Below are 20,376 nucleotides of genomic sequence, written 5' to 3'. Positions count from 1 at the left end.
TCCGGCCCAAAAACGTCCAATCAGACAGCGGCGGCCAAGGTAAGCGCGAACCGGTCCTCCCGGTCCGTCCACCAGTCGCGCACCGCGAAGCCGGCCGCGGCCAGCTCCGCCGTCAGGCCGTCCCGGCGGAACTTGGCCGAGACCTCGGTCCGCAGTTCCTCGCCGCGGCCGAAGGTGAGGTCCAGGTCGAGGGCCTCCAGCCGTACCGTCTGCGCCACCACCGACCGCAGCCGCATCTCGATCCACTCGTTGGCCTCGTCCCACAGGGCGACGTGCGCGAACCGGGACGGGTCGAAGTCGGCGCCCAGCTCGCGGTTGAGCACCCGCAGGACGTTGCGGTTGAACTCGGCCGTCACCCCCGCGGCGTCCGCGTATGCGGGGATCAGGACCGCCGGGGACTTCACCAGGTCGGCGCCCAGCAGCAGGAACTCGCCGGGGGCCAGGCGGTCGCGCAACGCGGCCAGGAACGGGGCCCGCTCCGCCGGGGTGAAGTTGCCGATCGTGCCGCCCAGGAACGCGACCAGGCGGGTCCCGGACTCCGGCAGCACCTCGAGGTGGTGCACGAAGTCCGCGACGATGCCGTGCAGGTGCAGGTCCGGGTACTCGCGGTGCAGGTCGGCCAGGGCGTGGCGCAGGGCCGACTCGGAGACGTCCAGCGGGGTGAAGGAGCCGAGCGTGCCGTGCTCGCGCAGGGCGTCCAGCAGCAGGCGGGTCTTCTCCGAGGAGCCCGAGCCGAGCTCGATGAGCGTCTTGGCGCCGGTGATCCGGGCGATCGCCGGCGCGCGTTCGGCGAGGATCGAGCGCTCGGCGCGCGTCGGGTAGTACTCCGGCAGCCGCGTGATCTCCTCGAACAGCTCGCTGCCGCGGGCGTCGTAGAAGTACTTCGGGGGCAGCCACTTCGGGCTCGCACTCAGCCCGGTGCGGGCGTCGGTGCGCAGGCCGGCGGCCAGGTCCTCGGGCGTGAGGTACACGTCGAGGTCGAGTTCCTGAAGAGTCACTGGGGAGCACCTTCCAACGCTGTGACCGTCGCGGCGGTCGGGGTCGCGACGAGCAGTGAGTGGTCGGGGACGGGGATCCAGCCGGGATCGTCGTCGAGCGGCTCGGAGGCGACGAGCACGCCCGGCGGGGTGAGCAGGTAGGACAGCGAGTGCCCGGCCGCGGTGGCCGCGATCGTCGCGCCGTCGGTGAGCAGGAGGTTGAGCCGGGAGCCGGGGGCGGCCCGCGCGACGGCCGGCACGACCGCCGCGAGGGCACCGTCCACCGTGGACCCGGCGCGGAGCCTCGCCCGCACCAGCGCCCACAGCAGGGCGCTGTCGGTCGGGGCGTCGAGGGTGAGCAGGTCGCGCACCGGCAGCGCGGCGGCGAGGTCGGCCACGCTGTCCGGCCAGCCGGTCACCTTGCCGTTGTGGCTGAACAGCCAGCGGTCCTCGGTGAACGGCGCGGCCGCCGTCTCGGTGACCGGCATGCCGACGGTGGCCGAGCGGACCGCGGCCAGGACGGCGCCCGACCGCAGCGAGGCGGCGAGGGCCGGCAGCCCGGCATCGGTCCACAGTGGAACGGCGCGGCGCACACGCAGTACCGAAGCGTCGTCCTGAAACCAGGCGAGGCCGAAGCCGTCGGCGTTGATGGTGCCGCCGCCCCGCATGTCCCGGGGTGCCCAGGACTGGTGGGACAGCGAGTGCGGCGGCGTGAACAGCAGCTCGGCCAGGGCGATCGGCGGCCCCAGGTACGCCAGGTGGCGACACACTAGGCGAGCTCCGCGGGGGTCAGCGAGCGCGCGGTGCGGAAGCCGCTGAAGATCTGCCGCCGGACCGGGTAGTCCCAGTTGCGGAACGTGCCCCGGCAGGCGGCGGCGTCGGTGCCGAACGAGCCGCCGCGCAGCACCTTGTAGTCCGGGCCGAAGAAGACCTCGGAGTACTCGCGGTACGGGAACGCGGTGAAGCCCGGGTAGGCGCTGAAGTCGCTGTCGACCCACTCCCACACGTCGCCGATGAGCTGGTGCACGCCGAGCGGCGAGGCGCCCGCCGGGTACGCCCCGAGCGGCGCCGGGGCGAGGTGCCGCTGGCCCAGGTTGGCGTGCTGCGGGCCGGGGTCCTCGTCGCCCCACGGGTACCGCCGCGACCGGCCGCTCGCGGGGTCCCAGCGGGCCGCCTTCTCCCACTCGGCCTCGGTCGGCAGCCGCCGCCCGGCCCACGCCGCGTAGGCCCTGGCCTCGTGGAACGACACGTGCACGACCGGCGCGTCGGGGACGATCGGCGCGGTCCGGCCGAAGTCGGTGGCGAGCCAGCCGCCGGGGTCGGCCCGCCAGTGCAGCGGGGGAGTGGCGCCGGTCTCGTCGAGGAACGCGGCGTACTGCCCGTTGGTGACCGGCCCCGCGTCGATGCAGAACGCCGGCACGTCGACGGTGTGCGCGGGCCGCTCGTTGTCCAGCGCCCACGCCTCGGTCGACGTGCCCATGGTGAACGGCCCGCCCGGCACCAGCACCTCGCCGCGCACCTCGACCGAGGCGGGCGGGGGCGGCGGCGCGGACAGCACCGGATCGCCGGTGCGCAGCTGGTGCGTGGCGAGCATGGTCTCGTCGTGCTGCTGCTCGTGCTGCACGATCATCCCGAAGGCGAAGCCGTCCTCGGTCAGCCGCCTTCCCTCCAGGTGTACCCGTTCCAGCACGTCGAGCGCCTTGTCGCGGACGGTCGCCACGTAGGCCCGCGCCTCCTTCGGCCCGAGCAGGGGCAGCGCCGGGCGGTCCTTGCGGGCGTGCTTGAAGGCGTCGTAGAGGTGGTCGATGTCGGCCCGCACCGGCTCCCGGCCGCCGACGTCGCGCACCAGCCACAGCTCCTCCTGGTTGCCGATGTGGGCGAGGTCCCACACCAGCGGCGACATGAGCGGCGAGTGCTGGCGCACCAGGTCGTCCTCGTCCACCGCCTCGGTCAGCCCGGTGGAGCGCTCCCGGCTGCGCCCGAGCTCCCGCGCGACACGATCCCGCAGGTCAGCCATTGCGTGTACTCCCTTCGACGACGTCCGCGATGATGTCCGGCGGCAGGTCCAGCCGCGCCAGGGCGAGCTCGCGCACGGCCCGGGCGGCCCGGGCGAGGACCGGATCCCCCATCCCGTCGCGGGCCGCCTCCACCCAGCGCTCGGCGGCCGGCTCGCACAGCTCGAGGACCCGCGACACGGTGCCGGGGTCGGCGAGCAGAGCGTGCAGCAGCGCCGCGGGTGCGAACCAGGCGCGCCCGGGCTGGGTGTCGAGGTAGCGGATCTCCAGGTACCCGCGCGGGCGGACCGGCGGGAAGAGGGTGCTGAGGTGATAGTCGAGGTCGGCGTACGTCGGCCTCGTGTCCAGTGCGCCGCGGATCCAGTCCGCGAACGTCACCCCGGCCGGGGCGTTCCAGGCCCCGTCGGCGCGCCGGACGCACAGCAGCTTGGCGTGCAGCGCGTAGTCGGCCCAGTCGGCCGAGGGCTCCCCGCCGGTGCCGACCTGCCGGGTCCGGGACGGGTCGATGCCCCGCCAGGCCCGCTGCCGGGCCGAGGCCCAGCCGGTGTCCACGCCGGCGAACCGGCCGGAGTTGGCGAACAGCGCCAGCAGCGGCGGGCCCAGCGCGTTGACCGCGGCCCAGCGCTCGGCGAGCTCGCCCTCGGGGCCGGGGTCGAGGCAGACCTGCAGGCCCGCCGTCGAGCACATCATGATTTTTCCGGCCACGCCCCGCCGCTCGAAGGCGGCCTCCATCGCGTCGTACCGGGGGGTGGAGAGCAACCGCCGCGGGGGGCGGTGCGGGTCGGCGCCGGTGTCGCCCAGGACCAGTCCGGCGCCCGCCAGGAGGGCGGTGAGCTGCTCGATCTCGGCGCCGACGGCCGTGTGCAGCTCGGTGAGGGAGGCGAACGGGCGGCTGGAGATCTCCACCTGGCCGCCGGGTTCGAGGGTGACGGCGCCGCCATGGCGCAGCGGGAGCGCCGGGGAGTCGGCCCGCAGGGTCGGCGGCGCATGATCGCCGAGGGCCTGACAGAGCCGGGACGGATCCAGCGGTACCGCGGGATCGTCGCACTGATGAACCGTGAACTCGAGTTCGACACCGACCGCCGCGGGTGGTCCGGTCTTGAAGCAGATCGATGCGATGTAGCCCTCGGCCTGCTCGATCTCGGCTATGACCGCGTCGTGGTCGGCGGCCGTGCGGGTGCCCTGCAAGGTCGCCATGGGAGCCGACGCTACCCCGGGATTCCGGGATCGGCGAACGCTGTCGTTGAACAAATGGTTACCGAATGACTACGGCGAGCCGTTAACGAAGCAGGCGGTACAACTTCAGCGCCTCGCGGTTCAGCGACTTCAGGCCGGGCATGCGAGCCAATGCGACGAGCCGGTCGATCAAGGGAACCGCGCGGTCGATCAGCAGCCGGGTTTTCGCCTGATCGGGTGAGCGGTCGTGCACCCAGTAGAGGGTGATCCCCATCTGGGCCAGCCACAACAGCTCGGGCAGGTCGGGCCGCAGCTCAGCCTCGATCTTGCTGGTGGAGCCCTCGACGACGTCGCGCAGCACCGCGATCGACCGCTCGCGGGCCGGGGCGGACTCGGCGCTGAACGGGCTCAGCGGCGACCCCGGCTCCACGGCGGTCTTGATGAACTTGCCGGCGAACGCGTGGTACGGCGCCATGGTGTCGAGCATCCCGGTCAGCGCGACCCGCAGCCGCTCGTCGAACGGGCCCGGCTTGGCCAGCAGGGGTTCGACGGCGGCCGCGGTGTCCTCCTGGACCGTGGCGTAGAACTGCTGCACCAGGTGATCCTTGGAGGGGAAGTAGTAGTAGGCGTTGCCGACCGAGATGCCGGCCTCCTGGGCGATGCCGCGCATGGTGGTCTTGTCGTACCCCTGGTCGCGGAACAGCCGCACCGCCGTGTCGACGATGAGCCGCTTGGTCGCTTCGCCCCGGCCGGACTCAGGTGCTGCAGGTTTCGCCACAGTCCTGACCATATCCAGCGTCGGTGGTGCGCAGCCGTCCGGCCGACTGGGCGACCCGCCGGGCGAGCGGGCGAAGGTGCGGTTGGGCGAGGCGCGCCGCCAGCCCCCGATAGCCGTCCAGCGCCCACAGGCAGACCAGCCAGGCCGCATCCCCGGTGTACACGCCGCCGTCGTCGGCGACCACGGTGATGTCGGCCAGGGTCTCTGCCGGATCGAGCGCCGGATACCGGCGGCGCGCCTCGTCGGAGCCCGCCGCGACGAACTCCAGCGGGACGATCTGGGCCCTCCCGGCGAGCCAGGACCGTGCCGTGCGGCACAGTCCGCAGCCCGCGTCGTAGAGCACGGTGAGCCGAGTGATCATTGGGGTGGCGGCACGGCGCCGGGGCGGCGCGGCGGAACGGGCGGCATCGGCGGCATCGGCGGGACCGGGACCGGCTGCATGAGCGGCGGCATCGTGCGGGTCGGCTCGATCGGCGGCGCGGCCTGGTCGAGCAGCCGGCGGCGGCGGAAGCGGCTCAGGACGTACAGGTTGAAGAAGTGCACGCCGCCGAGGACCAGCAGCACCAGGCCCAGCTTCCAGGCCAGGGCCTCGATCGCCGCGCTGCCGGTGGTGATCCGGTCGCTGATCTTCAGCGCGATCGCGATGTACCCCAGGTTGAGCAGGTAGAAGCCGACCACCAGCAGGTGGTTGACCGACTCGGCCAGGCGCTCGTCGGCGAATGCGTCGTCGAGGAACACCTGGCCGTTCTTGAACAGCGTGCGGGCGACCCAGATGGTCAGCACCACGCTGACCGCCAGGTACACCAGGTACGTGACCGGTTTGAAGAGTTCCACGTCCATGTCCGGCCTCCCGTCTGTTGAACGTGTTCAACATGACGGTAGCGCCTTCCTTGAACGTGTTCAATTGTGGCCCCGCTCACGGCCGGACGTAGCGCACCCACGGCTCGCGCCCGTTGCCGGCGACGACGGTGCCGTCGCCCGTCATCAGCACGACCGTCCCGTCGTCCAGCGGGCCCACCAGCATCGCGTCGGTCAGCGGGGCGGGCAGCGGGGTGAACGCCCCGGCCCGCAGCACGCCGATGCCCTTGCCCGGCACGAGGACGATCAGCCCGCCGTCGCCGATCGGGCTGATCGTGCCCGCGTCGACGGTGATCGGCAGGTCCTCCAGCGCGGCCGGGCCGTCCGGGGTCAGCCGCCACACCCGGGTCGGCTGCCCCGCGATCGCCCAGGCCTCGCCGTCCGGCCCGATCCGCAGCACGGCCCCCGGGCCGATCCGGGGCTGCAGGTCCCGCCAGGTCGCCCCGCCGTCCGGGGAGTACGCCACGGTCGTCTCGAGGTTGCCCGGGGTCAGCCGCCACGGGGTCCGCGGCGGCCCGCCGCCGAGCCGCTCCACCGCGACGTCGGGGACGCCGGCGACGGTCTCCGGGGGCAGCTGCCGGTACGTGCGGCCGCCGTCCTCCGTCGACCACCAGGCGATGTAGGGGTCGCTGGTGCCGATGAGGAACGAGTTCTGGCCCTGCACCAGCAACCCGGCGTGGCCGACGGTGGGCAGGTCCGGCGGCAGCGCGACCGGCGTCCAGGTCAGTCCGGCGTCGGTGGTGCGGCCCATCGTGCGCGTGCAGCCGGTGCCGAGGTTGCAGTCGTCGAACAGCACCCAGCCGTGGTCGCGATCCACGAACCGGACCGCCATCGTGCCCCGGGCGCCCTCCAGCCGGACCACCCGGTCGGCGATCGGCGGGTGCTCGGGCGCGGCGGCGGGCTGCAGCGCGTTGACCGCCAGCGCGGCCACGATCGCCGCCCCCAGCCCGCCCAGCCACAGCAGCCCGCGCCGCCGGGCCCGCCGCCAGGTGCCCATCGCCTCGACCGGCACCGGCCGGAACGTCCCCGCCCAGTCCTGCGCGAACCGCGCGAACTCGTCCTCCACCGTCTGCTCAGACATGCCGCACCTCCGCCGTGAGCTGGGATTTGACCTTGGCCCGGCCGCGCGTCAGCCAGGAGCGCACGGTGCCCTCGGCGACACCCTCCTGCTCGGCGATCTCGGCCACCCCGAGCCCGCCGAGGTGGTGCAGCACGAGCGCGCGCCGCTGGGCCGCCGGCAGTGTGCCGAGCGCCGCCACCAGCGCCACCCGGTCCGGCGTCGGGCCGTCGACGTGCTGCTCGCGCTGCCGGGCGAGGAAGCCCAGCGCGGTGCGCAGCCGCCGCAGCCGGCTCGTGGCGAGGTTCCACGCGACGCGGCGCACCCAGCCCGCCGGGTCGGCGTAGCGGGAGATGCGCGGCCACTGCTCCAGGGCCCGGCAGAACGCCTCCTGGGCGAGGTCCTGGGCCTCGGCGTGGTCACCGAGATACGCGTAGAGCTGCAGGGCGATCCGCTGGAAGTGGGCGCCGTAGAACTCGCTGAACGGGGGTTCCGGCATGCTCATGTCACGCGCGAACGTACGGTACCGCTGCAGCCTTTTTTCTAAAGGGCCGCGATCATCAGCGCGGACACCAGCAGACAGAGATGGTGCAGGGACTGGTCCGCGACGTACATGCCGCACACCGGGCTCTGGGCCTCGGCGAACTGCGGCGAGCGGGTGGCCTTGAGCACCGCCCGCACCGGCCAGCGCCGGTCCAGCAGTCCGTGCGTCACCGCCGAGAACGCCAGGCCCGCGACGACGCCCAGCGGGGACAGCGGCAGGCGCAGGGCCAGCGCCGTGCCGATCAAGATCACAGAGACGGTCACGTGGTACCCGACGAGGTGCCCCGCCATCGCCCGCCACGCGGTCGCCCCGCGCCCCGCCTTGAGCCCCGCCTGCCGATCGGTCTGCGTCACGTGGTCGCCCAGGTTGTGCCCGACGAAGAGGGCCAGCAGGGCCACGGCGAACACCACGGAACGCGTCAGCGTGTCATCCGACATGGACCGGCTCCTCACATCGACGGGAGTTCCGATCATCCGCCCACCGGTGGTCGACATCTACGTCGAACGTGGCAGAACACATGTGTCCTCGGTCGCGTCACCCGTCCGGACCAGGCAAAATGCGTAACTAAGCGGACAAGTCGGCAGTTGGACGCAAGGTGCGCAGCGACCCGACTCCGACGACCCGCGTGCTCTACCTGGCCGGGTGGGGGCGCAGCGGCAGCACGCTCGCCGAGAGCCTGCTCGACCAGGTCCCCGGCCTGGTCGGGGTGGGTGAGATCAAGTTCCTGTGGGAGCGCGGCCTGCTGCAGAACCGGCGCTGCAGCTGCGGCACCCCGCTGCGCTCCTGCCGGTTCTGGGTCGACGTGCTCGGCGAGGCGTTCGGCGGGATGCCCGACGACGCGACCGCGCAGGCCCTCGACGCCGCGTCGCGCCGCTTCCGCACCCGCCACCTGCCGGGGCTGCTGCTCAAGCCGACCAGCCCGCCGGACGCCGACCGCCTGCTCTGGTACTACGAGACCCTCGAGCGCCTCTACCGCGCGGTCGCCGCGGTCAGCGGCGCGCAGGTGATCGTCGACTCCTCCAAGTTCCCCTCGTACCTCACGGCGCTGCTGCAGTCCGCGGCGCTCGACGTGCGGGTGGCCCACATCGTGCGGGACCCGCGTGCGGTCGCGTACTCCTGGCAGCGGCACCGCCACGACCCCGACGCGCCCGGCGACGCCCAGATGCCGCGCATGCACCCGGGGGCGACGGCGCTGTACTGGTCCGCCTGGAACCTCGCGACCGAGCGCATCGCGCGCCGCTCGGGCCTGGAGTACCTGCGGTTCCGCTACGAGGACCTGGTCCGCGAGCCCGAGGCCACGCTGCGCCGGATCACCGAGCTGAGCGGGGTGCCGGCCGCCACCGTGCCCGTCGGGGAGCGCGGCGAGGTGTTCGTGCCGCGCACCCACCAGGTCTCCGGCAACCCGATGCGCTTCCACTCGGGCCCCGTCGCGCTGCGCCTCGACGACGAGTGGACCACGGGCATGTCGACCCGGCACCGGTACCTCACGGGCGCGGTCACGGTTCCGCTGCGGCACCGGTACGGGTACAAGGACGGCTAAAGCTTTGTCCTGAACGGCCGATGGGACCGTGGTGAAGGCGTGGCTCGTCACGGCCGCCGTCGTGCTCTCGGTCGCGCTCGGCGCCATGCTGGTCTGGCAGCACTACGTCGGCCAGGTCGGTGAGGCCGACCTGCTCGGCGACACCGGCCGCGACCGCGCGGGGGAGCCCCGCCAGATCGACATCCAGTCCGCCCCGCGCCTGTCGGGCGGCCCCGGCATGCCCAGCGCCGACGCCGGGCGCCTCGACGCCGAGCCGGGCCGCAACATCCTGCTCGTCGGCCTCGACGCCCGCCCCGAGGAGGACCGCGCGGCCGCGCGCGCCGACACCGTGATCGTCGTGCACGTGACGGAGGCGGGCGACCGCGCGTACCTGATCTCGCTGCCCCGCGACACCCGGGTCGCCATCCCCGGCCACGGCACCGACAAGCTCAACGCCGCCTTCGCCCTCGGCGGCTTCGAGCTGCTGGCCCGGACCGTCCAGCAGGTCACCGGGCTGGTCTTCGACGCCGGTGCCATCATCGACTTCGCCGGCCTGCGCAAGGTGGTCGACGCGGTCGGCGGGGTCGAGCTGTGCGTGGACGAGGAGACGACGTCCGTGCACGTCGGGTGGGATGCGAAGGGGCGGGAGACGCCGCCGTACCGGCTGATCCCGCCCTCCTTCCGCCCGGAGAAGATCTCGGGTGTGCGGGCCCAGGTGTACCACGTCGGCTGCCGGCACTTCGCCGGCTGGGAGGCCCTCGACTACGTCCGCCAGCGCGAGCTGATCCCGGACGGCGACTACGGCCGCCAGCGCCACCAGCAGCAGCTCCTGCGCGCCCTGGCGGAGAAGATCACCTCGGCCGGCGTGCTGGCCAACCCGATCGCGCTGAACCGGGCGGTCGGCGCGGTCGGCGACTCGCTGACCTTCGACGGCAACGGGGCGTCGCTCACCGACTGGATCGTCCGCCTCCGCGCGATCGGCCCGGACGACCTGACCCTGATGCGCACGAACGCCGGGCAGTTCAACACCGAGCAGCGCGACGGCCGCGACTACGAGAACCTCGACGAGCTGTCCGAGACCCTGTTCGCCGCGGCCCGCGACGACCGCGTGGGCGAGTTCGCGGCGGCCTACCCCGACTGGGTCATCCCGTCCACCAGGTCGCCTGACTGATGTGCTCGAAGCCCAGCGACTCGTACAGCGGGCGGCCCAGTTTCGAGGCCGTCAGCGTCATGGGGCGGTCGTCGAACCGGCGCAGGAGGGCGTGCATCAGCGACCGCCCGACGCCGCGCGAGCGGAAGGCGGTGCCGGTCGTCACCCAGTACACGCCGACCACGTGTTCCTCTGGTACCGCGACGCAGGCGCCGACCGGCTCGCGCTCGATCTCCGCGAGGTAGAACTCCAGCGTGTCGAGGAGGGCCGCCGGGAAGACGACGCCGGGCTCGTACGGTTGGAAGCGCTCCAGCGAGAAGTCCTCGACGACGAGACGCTCGGCGGTGCTCAGGTCGTGCGCGTCGTGCACGCGGCGCACCGGGATGCGGGGCTCGGGGACGGGCATGCCGGGGTACCGGATCATGATCGGAAGCTGGCGCATCGTGGCGCCCTGTGCGGTCAGGTCGACGCCGCCGAACGCGTCCTCGATGAGCTCTCCGGTTTGCGTTTTCCGATCGGACAAGCCGGTTTTTCGCAGCGTCAGCACCCGGGTGCCGTAGCGCTCATCGCCCGTGATGGCCAGCCAGCCGTCGGCGGCCTCGGTCTCGTACCCGCGGGCCCGGGCCACCCGGGTCCAGAACTCGGCCGCGTTTCCGGCGGCCATGGTCAGCGCGTCCCCGTCCATCCGGGCAGCGTAGACGACGGTGTTAAAGTGGAGGCGTACCTCCGAAAAAGGGTGGATGCATGCAGACGCAGCCCGGTGTGCGGCGGCCGCAGCGGGCGGACGCGCGGCGCAACTTCGACGCGCTCATCGCCGCCGCCCGCGACGCGTTCGCCGAGCACGGCTCGACCGCGTCGCTGGAGGACATCGCCCGCCGGGCCGGGGTCGGGATCGGCACGCTGTACCGCAACTTCCCCACCCGCCAGGACCTGTTCGACGCGGTGTACCTGGGCGAGATCGACGCCCTGTGCCGCGCGGCCGACGACGTCGCCGGGCTGGAGCCGTGGGAGGCCCTGGCCGCGTGGCTGCGCCGGTTCGTCGGCTACGTCGCCACCAAGCGGGCCATCTACGAGGAGATCAACCGCGACTCGGAGATGATGCGCGGCGCCCGCGAGGCGATGTACGCCGCGTTCGAGCCCCTGCTGGCCCGCGCCCAGAGCTCCGGCGCGGCCCGGGCCGACGTGAGCGCCGACGACGTGCTGCGGCTGGTCTCCGGGCTGACCGCCGGCGGGTACGTCGACGAGTCGCAGCGCGAGCGGGTGCTGGCCGTGGCCATGGACGGGGTACGGAAACGTTAGTTCCTGCCCGCGCCCGGGTATGTCGCAGGCATGGAGATCGATCTGCTGCGCAAGCCGGTCGTTGATCTGGCCGGGATGCCCGTCGGGACCGTCGACGAAGTCGAGACCGTGCTCCGGAGTGACGGCGAGGAGGAGATCGCCACGCTCGTCGTGGAACCGCGGCGGCCCCGTTTCGGCCGTGCGGCCGCTCCGGGGGAGCGCATGCGCATCTCGTGGGACCTTGTGGCCTTCTGCGATCGCAGCATCACGCTGATGGTGCGCAGACACCTACTGCGGCCGTCCTGACCTCTGGTACGGGTAGCCTGATCCAACGCGCGCTTCGAACCGTGATCACGGGGTAGTGGTCGGCGGTCCGGGGCAGAGAGCTCGACTGGATGAGGTGCATCGCAGATGTCCGACCTGGCGCAGATCGGCGTGACCGGTCTCGCGGTGATGGGCCGCAACCTGGCCCGGAACCTGGCCCGCAACGGTTACACCGTCGCCGTGCACAACCGCTCCTATGAGCGGACCCGCCGCCTCGTGGACGAGTTCGGGCACGAGGGCACGTTCGTGCCGAGCGAATCCATGGCCGACTTCGTCGCTTCGCTGGCCCGCCCGCGGGCCGTCATCATCATGGTCAAGGCCGGCGGCCCCACCGACGCCGTCATCGACGAGCTCGTCCCCCTCATGGAGGAGGGCGACATCATCATCGACGCCGGCAACGCCCACTTCGCCGACACCCGCCGCCGCGAACAGTCCCTGCGCGAGCACGGCCTGCACTTCGTCGGCACCGGCGTCTCCGGCGGCGAGGAGGGCGCCCTGCTCGGCCCCAGCATCATGCCGGGCGGCTCCCCGGAGTCGTACCAGAAGCTCGGCCCCATCTTCGAAAAGATCTCGGCCAAGGTCGACGGCACCCCGTGCTGCGTCCACATCGGCCCCGACGGCGCCGGCCACTTCGTGAAGATGGTCCACAACGGCATCGAGTACGCCGACATGCAGCTCATCGCCGAGGCCTACGACCTCCTGAGGGCCGGCCTGGGCGCCACGCCGGCCGAGATCGCCGACATCTTCCGCACCTGGAACACGGGCGACCTCGAGTCCTTCCTGATCGAGATCACCGCCGACGTCCTCTCCCAGATCGACGCCGACACGGGCCAGGCCTTCGTCGACATCGTCCTGGACCAGGCCGAGCAGAAGGGCACCGGCCGCTGGACGGTCCAGAGCGCCCTCGACCTGGGCGTCCCGATCACGGGCATCGCCGAGGCCACCTTCGCCCGCTCCCTGTCCGGCCACGCCGACCAGCGCGCAGCGGCCCGCGACGCCTTCGGCACCTCCGTCAGCGCCGTGGTTGTCGAAGACCGCGACCAGTTCATCGAGGACGTGCGGGCGGCGCTGTACGCCTCGAAGATCGTCGCCTACGCCCAGGGCTTCGACCACATCCAGGCCGGCAGCGAAGAGTACAACTGGAACATCGACCGCGGCGCGGTGTCGACGATCTGGCGCGGCGGCTGCATCATCCGGGCCCGCTTCCTCAACCGCATCCGCGAGGCCTACGACGAGAACCAGGACCTGAAGAGCCTGATGGTCGCCCCGTACTTCGCCGACGCCGTCAACGCGGGCGTCCCCGCCTGGCGCCGCGTGGTGGCGGCGGCCGCGGCGGCGGGCATTCCCACTCCGGCGTTCTCGTCGTCGCTGTCGTACTTCGACGGGCTGCGCGCTTCTCGCCTGCCCGCCTCGCTGATCCAGGGCCTGCGCGACAACTTCGGCGCGCACACCTACAAGCGCACCGACCGCGAGGGCACCTTCCACGTGGAGTGGGCCGGCGACAAGAAAGAACACAACGCGTAGCTGTTTTTATTTGTGGTGTCCATCGGGGTGGGTTTCCACCGGACCGATGGGCACCACATTTGTGCCCTCGGCCGATGGTTCGGGCCGCCTGTCGGCGGCCCACAGGGTTAAGTGGACCCGGTCCGACGCTGGTTACGGGGAGGTGGTCCAGACCGTTGGGGACTGCCGGGTCCGTCGTGGTCGACGATCGGTGGTACAACTAGCAACCTTCTATTTCTTTCTTCCAATTCGCCTCCTGGACCACCGAACGGCGACCAAAGTCGTCTCCGGGACCACGCTTACCCTGTCCGGTCGCCGCAGGCGGCCGGGGACCATCGGCCGAGGGCACATAGCGGTGGCCCAAAGGCATGCCGAAAAGATGCGCCAAGTAAACGAAATCAAACGGCGCGACCTACTGAGCCGCCTCCAGAGATGCCTGGCCGCGCTGAAGCGCCACCACGGCCCCGGCGACCGCAGCGCCGGCAGTGAGCCAGAACGCAGTCCCGTAAGCGCCCCCATGCAACGGCAAGGTGAGCAGCGCGACGGCGACCGCCCCCGTCAGGTACTGGGCAGTGGTCATGGTGGCCCCGGCCGAGGACTGCCGCTCCGCGGGCACATCCCGAGCCCCCAGCACGAACATGGCCGTGTAGATCACCCCGTGAGCGGCCCCGCTGACCACGAGCCCCGGCAGCACCCCGGTGGGATAGGACGAGCCAGCGACGGCCAGCCAGGCAAGGCCCAAAGCGGCGAACAAGAATCCGCCCGCGAGGGTCCGCGCCGGGCCGAAGCGCCGCACGAGCCCGGACGTGAGCGAACTCCCCACCGTGACCAGCGCGGCCAGGGGGAGAAAGGCGAGCCCGGCCTGCAACGGCGCGTACCCGTCGCGGTTCTGGAGCATCAACGTGACGACGTAGAACTCCGAGCCGACGCTCGCCATGTACAACGCCGCCGCCATGGTTCCCGTGCGCAGCGAAGCCGGCCGCAGACCCAGCGCGGGCCGGATCAGCAACAGCCCCAGCAGCACCGCCACCGCGAGCGGCGTGATCGTGGCCCAATCCGACCACCCCCGCGCCCCCGCCAGCGTCAGGCCCAGCGCCGCCGCCACCGCCGCGGTCGTGGTCAGCAAGGTTCGGCCCAAGGGAGACGTGGACGGACGCGGGCGGGCCGTGGTCAGCAGCCAGATCGCCGCCCCAGCAGCGCACGCGAGGGTCACCGGGACGTTGACCAGGAAGGTCCACCGCCAGCTGTACCGCGTGAACAGGCCGCCCAGCACCACGCCCGCGGCCAGGCCCGAGGCGCCGACCGCGCCCCAGACCGACAGCGCGCGGGTGCGCGCCGAACCTTGGAAGCGGGCGCCGATCAGGCCCAGGATCGCCGGCTGGAGCAGCGCCGCGGCCAGGCCCTGGACCGCTCGGGCGGCCAGCAGCAGCGCTCCGCTTCCGGCCAGGCCGCCCGCCAGGCTCGCCAGACCGAACAGGAGTGCGGCCGCCAGGAAGAGGCGGCCCGCGCCCAGGCGATCGCTCAGGCGGCCGCCCAGCAACAACAGGCCCGCGAACGGTACCGCGTACGCGCTCACCACCCACTGCGCCGCCGGCAGGTCCAGGTGCAGGTCGCGGGCGATGACGGGCAGCGCGACGTACACGATGGAATAGTCGAGGGCCAGGAGGAACTGCGCGGCCGACAGCACGGCGAGGATCATGCTCGCCATCGTCCGACCTTCACATTAATGTGAGGGTCAATGCGGATCGGGGAGTTGTCGGAGCGCACCGGGACGCCCGCCCGGCTGCTGCGGTACTACGAGGAGCAGGGACTGCTCGCGCCCGAGCGGCGGGCGAACGGGTACCGGGAGTACGGCGAGCACCTCGTCGACCGGGTGCAGCAGATTCGCGGGCTGCTCGAGGCCGGGCTGCCGACGCGGTTGATCAAGAATGTGCTGCCGTGCCTGGACAACCCCTGTACGATCACGATCTCCGATGCCGGGTCCGAGGTCGTGGCGCTGCTGCGGCAGGAGCGGGATCGGATGGACGCCCGGATCGCATGTCTGAGCCGCAATCGTGACGCCATCGATGCGTACCTGTCGAAAGTGACCCGTCCCATGATCGAGCCCAGCGTGACCGTCGCCACCGCCGCCGATCGGGACGCGGTGGTCGGCACCTTCGTCGCCGCGTTCGCCGCGGACCCGGCCCTGCGCTGGTTCCTGCCCGACGACGACACCTACCCCGCCGAGGCGGCCGCGATGGCCGGGTCGCTGTTCGATCTGCGCGTCGGGCACGGCACCGTGTGGGTCGCCGACGGCGGCGCGGCGGTCGCGATGTGGGACCCGCCCCGCTCGCCCGGCGGCGACGGCGTCGAGCACCCACCCCAGGCCGGGCGCTTCGGGCGCTATCAGTCCGTCGTGCACCGCAAAATGCCCAAGACGCCGCATTGGTACCTCGGTGTGCTCGCGACCCACCCCGAACACTGGGGCCGTCGCCTCGGCCGGACCGTGATGGCCGCCGGTCTGCGCCGCGCGGAGCGGGACGGGGTGCCGGCCTACCTGGAGACCTCGAGCCCGAAGAACGTCGAGGTGTACCGGTCGGCCGGCTTCGCCGTGGTCGAGGAGCTCATGGTCGACGAGCTCCCCGTCTGGATCATGGCTAGAGGCGCAGGTCGTTCGTGACCGCGCGGCCCTGACCGCCGAGCAGGTCCTCGAACGACGTGGTCAGCGCGAACGGGTCGGCCACCGTGACCGGCTCCCGCGCGGAGACGAGCGCGACCAGTTCGGCCGCGGCCCGGCCGATGCGCGCGTGCAGGGTGTCCCGCCCGCCGGTCGCCCAGTCCTCCGTGGCCGCGAACACCGCGGTGGGCGCGACCACTGCATGAAGGTACGAAAACATGGGCCTCAAAGCATGTTCGAGGGCGAGCGAATGCCTGGCGGTGCCGCCGGTCGCCCCGAGCAGGACCGGCTTGTCGCCCAGCACGTCGTCGCCGAGGACGTCGAAGAACGACTTGAACAGGCCGCTGTAGGACGCGTTGAAGATCGGCGTGACCGCCACCAGGCCGTCGGCCCCGGCGACCGCGTCGATGACCTCCTTCAGGGCCGGCGACGGGAAGCCGGTCAGCAGGTGGTCGGTGATGTCGTGGGCGACGTCGCGCAGCTCGAACGTGCGCACCTCGGCGTCGAGGTTCTGCGCGCCGGCTTTTTGGGTGACGGCGGCCGTCAGCCGGTCGGCCAGCAGCCGGGACGACGAGGGCTGGCTCAGTCCCGCGGTGATCGCGACGATCGAGCGCGTGCTCATGGCTAGGCGTCCACCTTCTGCGCGGCGGCCTTGAGGGAAGCGTGGGTGGGTGCGTCCGGCACGTGCGCGGGCCGGCCGATCGCGAACTCCTTGCGCAGCACCGGCACGACCTCCTCGCCGAGGATGTCGAGCTGCTCCAGCACGGTCTTGAGCGGCAGCCCGGCGTGGTCGAGCAGGAACAGCTGGCGCTGGTAGTCCCCGACGTACTCGCGGAAGCCGAGGGTACGGTCGATGACCTCTTGCGGGCTGCCCACCGTCAGCGGCGTCTGGCTGGTGAACTCCTCCATCGAGGGGCCGTGGCCGTAGACGGGCGCGTTGTCGAAGTACGGCCGGAACTCGTTCTTGGCGTCCTGCGAGTTCTTGCGCATGAACACCTGCCCGCCGAGCCCGACGATGGCCTGGTCGGCCGAGCCGTGCCCGTAGTGCTCGAACCGCCGCCGGTACAGGTCGATCATCCGCTGGGTGTGCTCCTTGGGCCAGAAGATGTGGTTGGCGAAGAAGCCGTCGCCGTAGTACGCGGCCTGCTCGGCGATCTCGGGGCTGCGGATCGACCCGTGCCACACGAACGGCGGCACACCGTCGAGGGGCCGCGGCGTGGCCGTGAACCCCTGCAGCGGCGTGCGGAAGTTGCCCTCCCAGTCCACGACGTCCTCGCGCCACAGCCGCCGCAGCAGCGCGTAGTTCTCGATCGCCAGGGCGATGCCGTTGCGGATGTCCTGGCCGAACCACGGGTACACCGGCCCGGTGTTGCCGCGCCCCATCATGAGGTCCACCCGGCCGTCGGCCAGGTGCTGCAGCATCGCGTAGTCCTCGGCGATCTTCACCGGGTCGTTGGTGGTGATGAGCGTGGTCGCGGTGGACAGCTGCAACGTCGACGTCTTGGCCGCGATCCAGCCGAGCATCGTGGTCGGCGAGGACGGTACGAACGGTGGGTTGTGGTGCTCGCCCATGGCGAACACGTCGAGCCCGACCTCTTCGGCCTTGAGCGCGATCGCGGTCATGGCCTTGACCCGCTCGGCGTCGCTCGGCACGCGCCCGGTCGTGGGGTCCTGCGTAACGTCACCGACGGTGAACACACCGAACTGCATCTCGAACGCCACCTTCACTGCGGCCCGGGCGGCTCCCCGACCTCTGACCGCCTCAACATATCTGACGAGTCAAACATTCCGCCAGTGAACGATCAGCATTCATGACTTTCTCGGGTCGGTGGCCCTGAGGCCCCCGGACGGCGCCGGGGGCCTTGCCGGGCGTCTAGTTGCCCGCGCTCTCGTACCGCCGCAGGCCCCTGCTGAAGATCCAGCCGGCCACGAACAGGCTGTAGATCGCGACCAGGGGTGTGAGCAGGCCCACCCAGGCCTGGCCGTGGCCCAGCAGGTACGCGACCGGGAAGAAGCTCACGAACGCGAACGGCAGGGCGAAGCCGAGCGCGGCCTTGAGCGCCCACGGGTACACGCTCAGGGGGAAGCGGGCCAGGTCGCCCGCCTGGTGGACGGCCATCGCGAACAGGGGGCTCGGGCTCTGCATCCAGAACGAGGCCGCGTTCGTGGCCAGGTTGATGGCGACCTTGATGGCGATCGCCGACAGCAGGACCACCACCGCCAGGGCGATGCGGCCCACCGTCCAGTCCACGTCCACGTGCGCGACGGCGAAGCCGACCATCAGGCCGCCGGAGACGATGTTGGTCAGGCCGTGCGGGCCGATCTGCACGCTGCTGACCTGCAGGACCACCGGGTACGGGCGGACCAGCATGTAGTCGATGTCGGCCTGGTTGATCAGCCAGGCCAGGCTCCACATGCCCTCGAAGAACAGGGAGCCGACGCCCTCGGCCACGGCGACCATGCCGAACATCGCGACCACGGCCCAGAAGCTCCAGCCGTTGATCGCGGGGACCTTGGCGAAGATGGCCGACAGGAAGACCACGTTGACGACCTGCATGACGGCGGTACCGGCCATCATGATCCAGAAGTCGCCCGTGTACTCCAGGATCGAGCGGACGTGCGCGCCCATCAGCCGCGCATAGAGTCGCAACCAGTGCACGTTCATCCCCCGTGTACCGTCAGCTGGCGCAACGCGCGGCCGAAGAGGGCGCGCGAGGCGTACCAGAGCAGGATGAGCCAGCCGAGTTGCACTGCGACGAGCAGCAGGGCATGGCGGCCCGACGCCTGGCCGACGAAGATCAGGGCCGGCGTGGACGTGAGGCCCGCGAAGGGCGACCACTGGGCGGCGGTGGCGAGCCAGCCCGGGAAGTACGCGAGCGGCACCAACGCTCCTGAGAGCAGGCCGGTGATCGCCTGGCGGGCCCACAGCACCCCGACGAAGTTCTGCGTCCAGAAGCAGACGAGCGTCGAGAGGTACACCACGATGAACTTGAGCGGCACCAGCAGCACCATGCTCGCCGCGAACAGCGCCAGCTCGGGGCCCGGCGGCAGGTCGGGCGGGCCGCTGACCACAATGGACACCGCGGTCACCACGGCGATGACGGCGACCTCGATCCAGACGCCGCCGACCGCCTCCCACAGCCGGGCCCGCTGGTAGTCGACCGGCTTGACCAGGTCGAGCGCGACCAGCCCGGACTGGATGCGGTGCGACATGCGGAAGTCGACGAACGTGCCGACCAGCGCGCCGCTGGCGAAGGCGACGAGCAGGTAGCTGCGCATGTGCGGCCAGTCGTACCCGCCGACCTGCGCCGCGCCGTCGCCGAGCAGCACCTTCCAGACCGCGAGCAGCGCGACGAGCTGGAAGGCGACGCCGCCGAGGGACATGAGGAAGTTCCCGCGGTACGCCAGCGCGCTGAGCGCCGCCGCCCGCGCGTGCGCCCGATAAGCCCTCACGCGTTGTCCAGTTGCAGCTCGCCGGAGTACACCCGGCGGATGACGTCCTCAATGGACGGTTCGTCGACGTGGAAGTCGACCAGGTTGGTCAGCGGGGCGAGCGCCGTGACGGCCTGTCCCGCCGTCATCGTGAACCGGTCGAAGCGCACCGAGAACTGCACAGGGGTCTCGCCGGGTTCGACGGTGGCTCCGGGCAGGGCGTTTCGAAGGGCATCCAATGGTACCGTCGAATCGGCCTCCACATTGAGGATCCGCTCCCGGGCGAAGGCGTCCTTCACGGCCTCGAGGTCGCCGTCGAAGATGATCCGGCCGGAGTCGATGATGATGAGCCGCCGGCAGAAGCCCTCGATGTCGCCGAGGTCGTGGCTGGTGAGCATCACCGTCGTGCCCTCGTCGCGCAGGGTCCGGAAGAACTCCCGCACCCGGTCCTTGACGGCGAGGTCGAGCCCGATGGTGGGCTCGTCGAGGTAGACCACCGGCGGCGCGTGCAGCAGCGCGGCGGCGAGGTCGGCGCGCATCCGCTGGCCGAGCGAGAGTTTGCGGCCGAGCACCGGCAGCACCTCGCCCAGGTCGAGGACCTCGTCGAACTGGGCCATGCGCCTGCGGTACGTGCCGTGGTCGACGCCGTAGATGTCGCGCAGCACCGCGAGGGACTCCGCGACCGGCAGGTCCCACCACAGCTGCGTACGCTGGCCGAAGAGCACCCCGATGCGGTGCGAGACCGCGATCCGGTCCTTGCGCGGCTCCAGCCCGTCGATGCGGACCTCGCCGGAGGTCGGGACCAGGATGCCGCTGAGCAGCTTCACGGTCGTGGACTTGCCGGCGCCGTTGGGCCCGACGTACGCCACCGCCTCGCCGGCCTCGATGGAGAGGTCGACGTGGTCGACCGCGATCTTGTCGGTGAACCTCCTGGTGAAGAGGTGTTTGACGGCCCCCCGTAGGCCCGGATCCTTGTCCGGCCTTCGGAAGACCTTGGTCAGCTGACGTGCCTCCACGATTGCCATCGAAGCGACTCTAAACGACCTTTTTTCGTACTTCGAATTAATATCGGTGTTCATCCGCTCGCCGTCCGGCGTCCGGCCGTGGCG

At 71.6% G+C, this 20,376-nt stretch carries 23 protein-coding genes; 6 read left to right on the top strand and 17 right to left on the bottom strand.

The genetic code is table 11. The annotated features are described in order from the left end of the window. Positions 1-20: 20 nt before the first annotated feature. The 10 genes from egtD to ACQPZ4_RS38220 form a co-directional block, all read right to left on the bottom strand. On the bottom strand, positions 21-998 hold the full coding sequence (gene egtD / locus ACQPZ4_RS38265; protein WP_433047242.1) for an L-histidine N(alpha)-methyltransferase: 978 nt from the start codon (positions 996-998) through the stop codon (positions 21-23). Next, on the bottom strand, positions 995-1,747 hold the full coding sequence (egtC, locus tag ACQPZ4_RS38260; RefSeq protein ID WP_433047239.1) for an ergothioneine biosynthesis protein EgtC: 753 nt from the start codon (positions 1,745-1,747) through the stop codon (positions 995-997). The genes egtD and egtC overlap by 4 nt, the downstream gene beginning before the upstream one ends. Continuing rightward, positions 1,747-2,994, bottom strand: coding sequence for an ergothioneine biosynthesis protein EgtB (gene egtB / locus ACQPZ4_RS38255; protein WP_433047236.1), 1,248 nt, complete (start codon positions 2,992-2,994; stop codon positions 1,747-1,749). The genes egtC and egtB overlap by 1 nt, the downstream gene beginning before the upstream one ends. Further along, complete coding sequence (gene egtA, locus ACQPZ4_RS38250; RefSeq protein ID WP_433047233.1) at positions 2,987-4,189, bottom strand: ergothioneine biosynthesis glutamate--cysteine ligase EgtA; 1,203 nt, start codon at positions 4,187-4,189, stop codon at positions 2,987-2,989. Before egtA ends, egtB begins: the two co-directional genes overlap by 8 nt. A gap of 82 nt (positions 4,190-4,271) precedes the next feature. Beyond that, the gene (locus ACQPZ4_RS38245; protein ID WP_433047230.1) at positions 4,272-4,946 is read right to left on the bottom strand and encodes a TetR/AcrR family transcriptional regulator; all 675 of its coding nucleotides are present in this window, start codon (positions 4,944-4,946) and stop codon (positions 4,272-4,274) included. Further along, positions 4,924-5,307 (bottom strand): thiol-disulfide oxidoreductase DCC family protein, encoded by a 384-nt coding sequence (locus ACQPZ4_RS38240; protein ID WP_433047227.1) that lies wholly within the window; start codon positions 5,305-5,307, stop codon positions 4,924-4,926. Before ACQPZ4_RS38240 ends, ACQPZ4_RS38245 begins: the two co-directional genes overlap by 23 nt. Beyond that, complete coding sequence (locus tag ACQPZ4_RS38235; protein ID WP_433047224.1) at positions 5,304-5,786, bottom strand: hypothetical protein; 483 nt, start codon at positions 5,784-5,786, stop codon at positions 5,304-5,306. Before ACQPZ4_RS38235 ends, ACQPZ4_RS38240 begins: the two co-directional genes overlap by 4 nt. A gap of 76 nt (positions 5,787-5,862) precedes the next feature. Then, entirely contained in the window at positions 5,863-6,885 is a 1,023-nt protein-coding gene (locus tag ACQPZ4_RS38230; RefSeq protein WP_433047221.1) for a WD40/YVTN/BNR-like repeat-containing protein, read from the bottom strand. Beyond that, on the bottom strand, positions 6,878-7,366 hold the full coding sequence (locus tag ACQPZ4_RS38225; RefSeq protein WP_433047218.1) for an RNA polymerase sigma factor: 489 nt from the start codon (positions 7,364-7,366) through the stop codon (positions 6,878-6,880). The genes ACQPZ4_RS38230 and ACQPZ4_RS38225 overlap by 8 nt, the downstream gene beginning before the upstream one ends. A 38-nt stretch (positions 7,367-7,404) precedes the next feature. After that, on the bottom strand, positions 7,405-7,842 hold the full coding sequence (locus ACQPZ4_RS38220) for a DUF3307 domain-containing protein (protein WP_433047215.1): 438 nt from the start codon (positions 7,840-7,842) through the stop codon (positions 7,405-7,407). Between the two features lie 158 nt (positions 7,843-8,000). On the opposite strand from ACQPZ4_RS38220, the gene ACQPZ4_RS38215 reads away from it, so the two are divergent. Both ACQPZ4_RS38215 and ACQPZ4_RS38210 read left to right on the top strand, forming a co-directional pair. Further along, positions 8,001-8,945 (top strand): sulfotransferase, encoded by a 945-nt coding sequence (locus tag ACQPZ4_RS38215; protein ID WP_433047212.1) that lies wholly within the window; start codon positions 8,001-8,003, stop codon positions 8,943-8,945. 28 nt (positions 8,946-8,973) lie between these two features. Further along, the gene (locus ACQPZ4_RS38210; protein WP_433047209.1) at positions 8,974-10,095 is read left to right on the top strand and encodes an LCP family protein; all 1,122 of its coding nucleotides are present in this window, start codon (positions 8,974-8,976) and stop codon (positions 10,093-10,095) included. On the opposite strand, the gene ACQPZ4_RS38205 is transcribed toward ACQPZ4_RS38210, so the two are convergent. Beyond that, positions 10,067-10,759, bottom strand: a complete 693-nt coding sequence (locus ACQPZ4_RS38205; RefSeq protein WP_433047206.1) for a GNAT family N-acetyltransferase — start codon at positions 10,757-10,759, stop codon at positions 10,067-10,069. The genes ACQPZ4_RS38210 and ACQPZ4_RS38205 overlap by 29 nt on opposite strands. A 59-nt stretch (positions 10,760-10,818) precedes the next feature. On the opposite strand from ACQPZ4_RS38205, the gene ACQPZ4_RS38200 reads away from it, so the two are divergent. The 3 genes from ACQPZ4_RS38200 (at position 10,819) to gndA (ending at position 13,200) form a co-directional block, all read left to right on the top strand. Next, a complete protein-coding gene (locus ACQPZ4_RS38200) occupies positions 10,819-11,373 on the top strand; it encodes a TetR/AcrR family transcriptional regulator (RefSeq protein WP_433047203.1) in 555 nt (184 codons plus the stop codon). A 30-nt stretch (positions 11,374-11,403) separates the two neighbouring features. Further along, positions 11,404-11,658, top strand: a complete 255-nt coding sequence (locus ACQPZ4_RS38195) for a PRC-barrel domain-containing protein (protein WP_433047200.1) — start codon at positions 11,404-11,406, stop codon at positions 11,656-11,658. Between the two features lie 105 nt (positions 11,659-11,763). Further along, complete coding sequence (gndA, locus tag ACQPZ4_RS38190) at positions 11,764-13,200, top strand: NADP-dependent phosphogluconate dehydrogenase (protein WP_433047197.1); 1,437 nt, start codon at positions 11,764-11,766, stop codon at positions 13,198-13,200. Positions 13,201-13,591: 391 nt separating this feature from the next. Here the strand turns inward: gndA and ACQPZ4_RS38185 are convergent, their stop codons facing one another. Beyond that, the gene (locus tag ACQPZ4_RS38185) at positions 13,592-14,887 is read right to left on the bottom strand and encodes an MFS transporter (RefSeq protein ID WP_433047195.1); all 1,296 of its coding nucleotides are present in this window, start codon (positions 14,885-14,887) and stop codon (positions 13,592-13,594) included. Between the two features lie 30 nt (positions 14,888-14,917). Between ACQPZ4_RS38185 and ACQPZ4_RS38180 the strand changes: the two genes are divergently transcribed. Beyond that, positions 14,918-15,838 (top strand): GNAT family N-acetyltransferase, encoded by a 921-nt coding sequence (locus ACQPZ4_RS38180; protein WP_433047192.1) that lies wholly within the window; start codon positions 14,918-14,920, stop codon positions 15,836-15,838. On the opposite strand, the gene ACQPZ4_RS38175 is transcribed toward ACQPZ4_RS38180, so the two are convergent. The 5 genes from ACQPZ4_RS38175 to ACQPZ4_RS38155 form a co-directional block, all read right to left on the bottom strand. Further along, the gene (locus ACQPZ4_RS38175) at positions 15,816-16,457 is read right to left on the bottom strand and encodes an FMN reductase (RefSeq protein ID WP_433047189.1); all 642 of its coding nucleotides are present in this window, start codon (positions 16,455-16,457) and stop codon (positions 15,816-15,818) included. The two genes, ACQPZ4_RS38180 and ACQPZ4_RS38175, sit on opposite strands and share 23 nt — an antisense overlap. A gap of 2 nt (positions 16,458-16,459) precedes the next feature. Further along, a complete protein-coding gene (locus ACQPZ4_RS38170; protein WP_433047186.1) occupies positions 16,460-17,545 on the bottom strand; it encodes an LLM class flavin-dependent oxidoreductase in 1,086 nt (361 codons plus the stop codon). 163 nt (positions 17,546-17,708) lie between these two features. Beyond that, positions 17,709-18,500: an ABC transporter permease gene (locus tag ACQPZ4_RS38165; protein ID WP_433047183.1), complete on the bottom strand. Its 792-nt coding sequence runs from the start codon at positions 18,498-18,500 to the stop codon at positions 17,709-17,711. Continuing rightward, positions 18,497-19,288, bottom strand: coding sequence for an ABC transporter permease (locus ACQPZ4_RS38160; protein WP_433047180.1), 792 nt, complete (start codon positions 19,286-19,288; stop codon positions 18,497-18,499). The genes ACQPZ4_RS38165 and ACQPZ4_RS38160 overlap by 4 nt, the downstream gene beginning before the upstream one ends. After that, on the bottom strand, positions 19,285-20,292 hold the full coding sequence (locus tag ACQPZ4_RS38155) for an ABC transporter ATP-binding protein (protein ID WP_433047177.1): 1,008 nt from the start codon (positions 20,290-20,292) through the stop codon (positions 19,285-19,287). Before ACQPZ4_RS38155 ends, ACQPZ4_RS38160 begins: the two co-directional genes overlap by 4 nt. Between the last annotated feature and the right edge of the window lie 84 nt (positions 20,293-20,376).

Source organism: Dactylosporangium sp. CS-033363 (genome assembly GCF_050942475.1).
In the GTDB taxonomy this organism is placed as follows: domain Bacteria; phylum Actinomycetota; class Actinomycetes; order Mycobacteriales; family Micromonosporaceae; genus Dactylosporangium.
Note: the sequence above shows the minus strand (reverse complement) of the source record. Positions and strands in the feature narration are given on the sequence as shown.

Bases quoted from the DNA above. Each gene is read 5' to 3' on its own strand.
- egtB (WP_433047236.1), bottom strand. From the start codon at position 2,994: ATGGCTGACCTGCGGGATCGTGTCGCGCGGGAGCTCGGGCGCAGCCGG.
- egtA (WP_433047233.1), bottom strand. From the start codon at position 4,189: ATGGCGACCTTGCAGGGCACCCGCACGGCCGCCGACCACGACGCGGTC.
- ACQPZ4_RS38240 (WP_433047227.1), bottom strand. From the start codon at position 5,307: ATGATCACTCGGCTCACCGTGCTCTACGACGCGGGCTGCGGACTGTGC.
- ACQPZ4_RS38235 (WP_433047224.1), bottom strand. From the start codon at position 5,786: ATGGACGTGGAACTCTTCAAACCGGTCACGTACCTGGTGTACCTGGCG.
- ACQPZ4_RS38230 (WP_433047221.1), bottom strand. From the start codon at position 6,885: ATGTCTGAGCAGACGGTGGAGGACGAGTTCGCGCGGTTCGCGCAGGAC.
- ACQPZ4_RS38225 (WP_433047218.1), bottom strand. From the start codon at position 7,366: ATGAGCATGCCGGAACCCCCGTTCAGCGAGTTCTACGGCGCCCACTTC.
- ACQPZ4_RS38220 (WP_433047215.1), bottom strand. From the start codon at position 7,842: ATGTCGGATGACACGCTGACGCGTTCCGTGGTGTTCGCCGTGGCCCTG.
- ACQPZ4_RS38205 (WP_433047206.1), bottom strand. From the start codon at position 10,759: ATGGACGGGGACGCGCTGACCATGGCCGCCGGAAACGCGGCCGAGTTC.
- ACQPZ4_RS38200 (WP_433047203.1), top strand. From the start codon at position 10,819: ATGCAGACGCAGCCCGGTGTGCGGCGGCCGCAGCGGGCGGACGCGCGG.
- ACQPZ4_RS38195 (WP_433047200.1), top strand. From the start codon at position 11,404: ATGGAGATCGATCTGCTGCGCAAGCCGGTCGTTGATCTGGCCGGGATG.
- gndA (WP_433047197.1), top strand. From the start codon at position 11,764: ATGTCCGACCTGGCGCAGATCGGCGTGACCGGTCTCGCGGTGATGGGC.
- ACQPZ4_RS38185 (WP_433047195.1), bottom strand. From the start codon at position 14,887: ATGGCGAGCATGATCCTCGCCGTGCTGTCGGCCGCGCAGTTCCTCCTG.
- ACQPZ4_RS38180 (WP_433047192.1), top strand. From the start codon at position 14,918: ATGCGGATCGGGGAGTTGTCGGAGCGCACCGGGACGCCCGCCCGGCTG.
- ACQPZ4_RS38175 (WP_433047189.1), bottom strand. From the start codon at position 16,457: ATGAGCACGCGCTCGATCGTCGCGATCACCGCGGGACTGAGCCAGCCC.
- ACQPZ4_RS38170 (WP_433047186.1), bottom strand. From the start codon at position 17,545: ATGCAGTTCGGTGTGTTCACCGTCGGTGACGTTACGCAGGACCCCACG.
- ACQPZ4_RS38165 (WP_433047183.1), bottom strand. From the start codon at position 18,500: ATGAACGTGCACTGGTTGCGACTCTATGCGCGGCTGATGGGCGCGCAC.
- ACQPZ4_RS38155 (WP_433047177.1), bottom strand. From the start codon at position 20,292: ATGGCAATCGTGGAGGCACGTCAGCTGACCAAGGTCTTCCGAAGGCCG.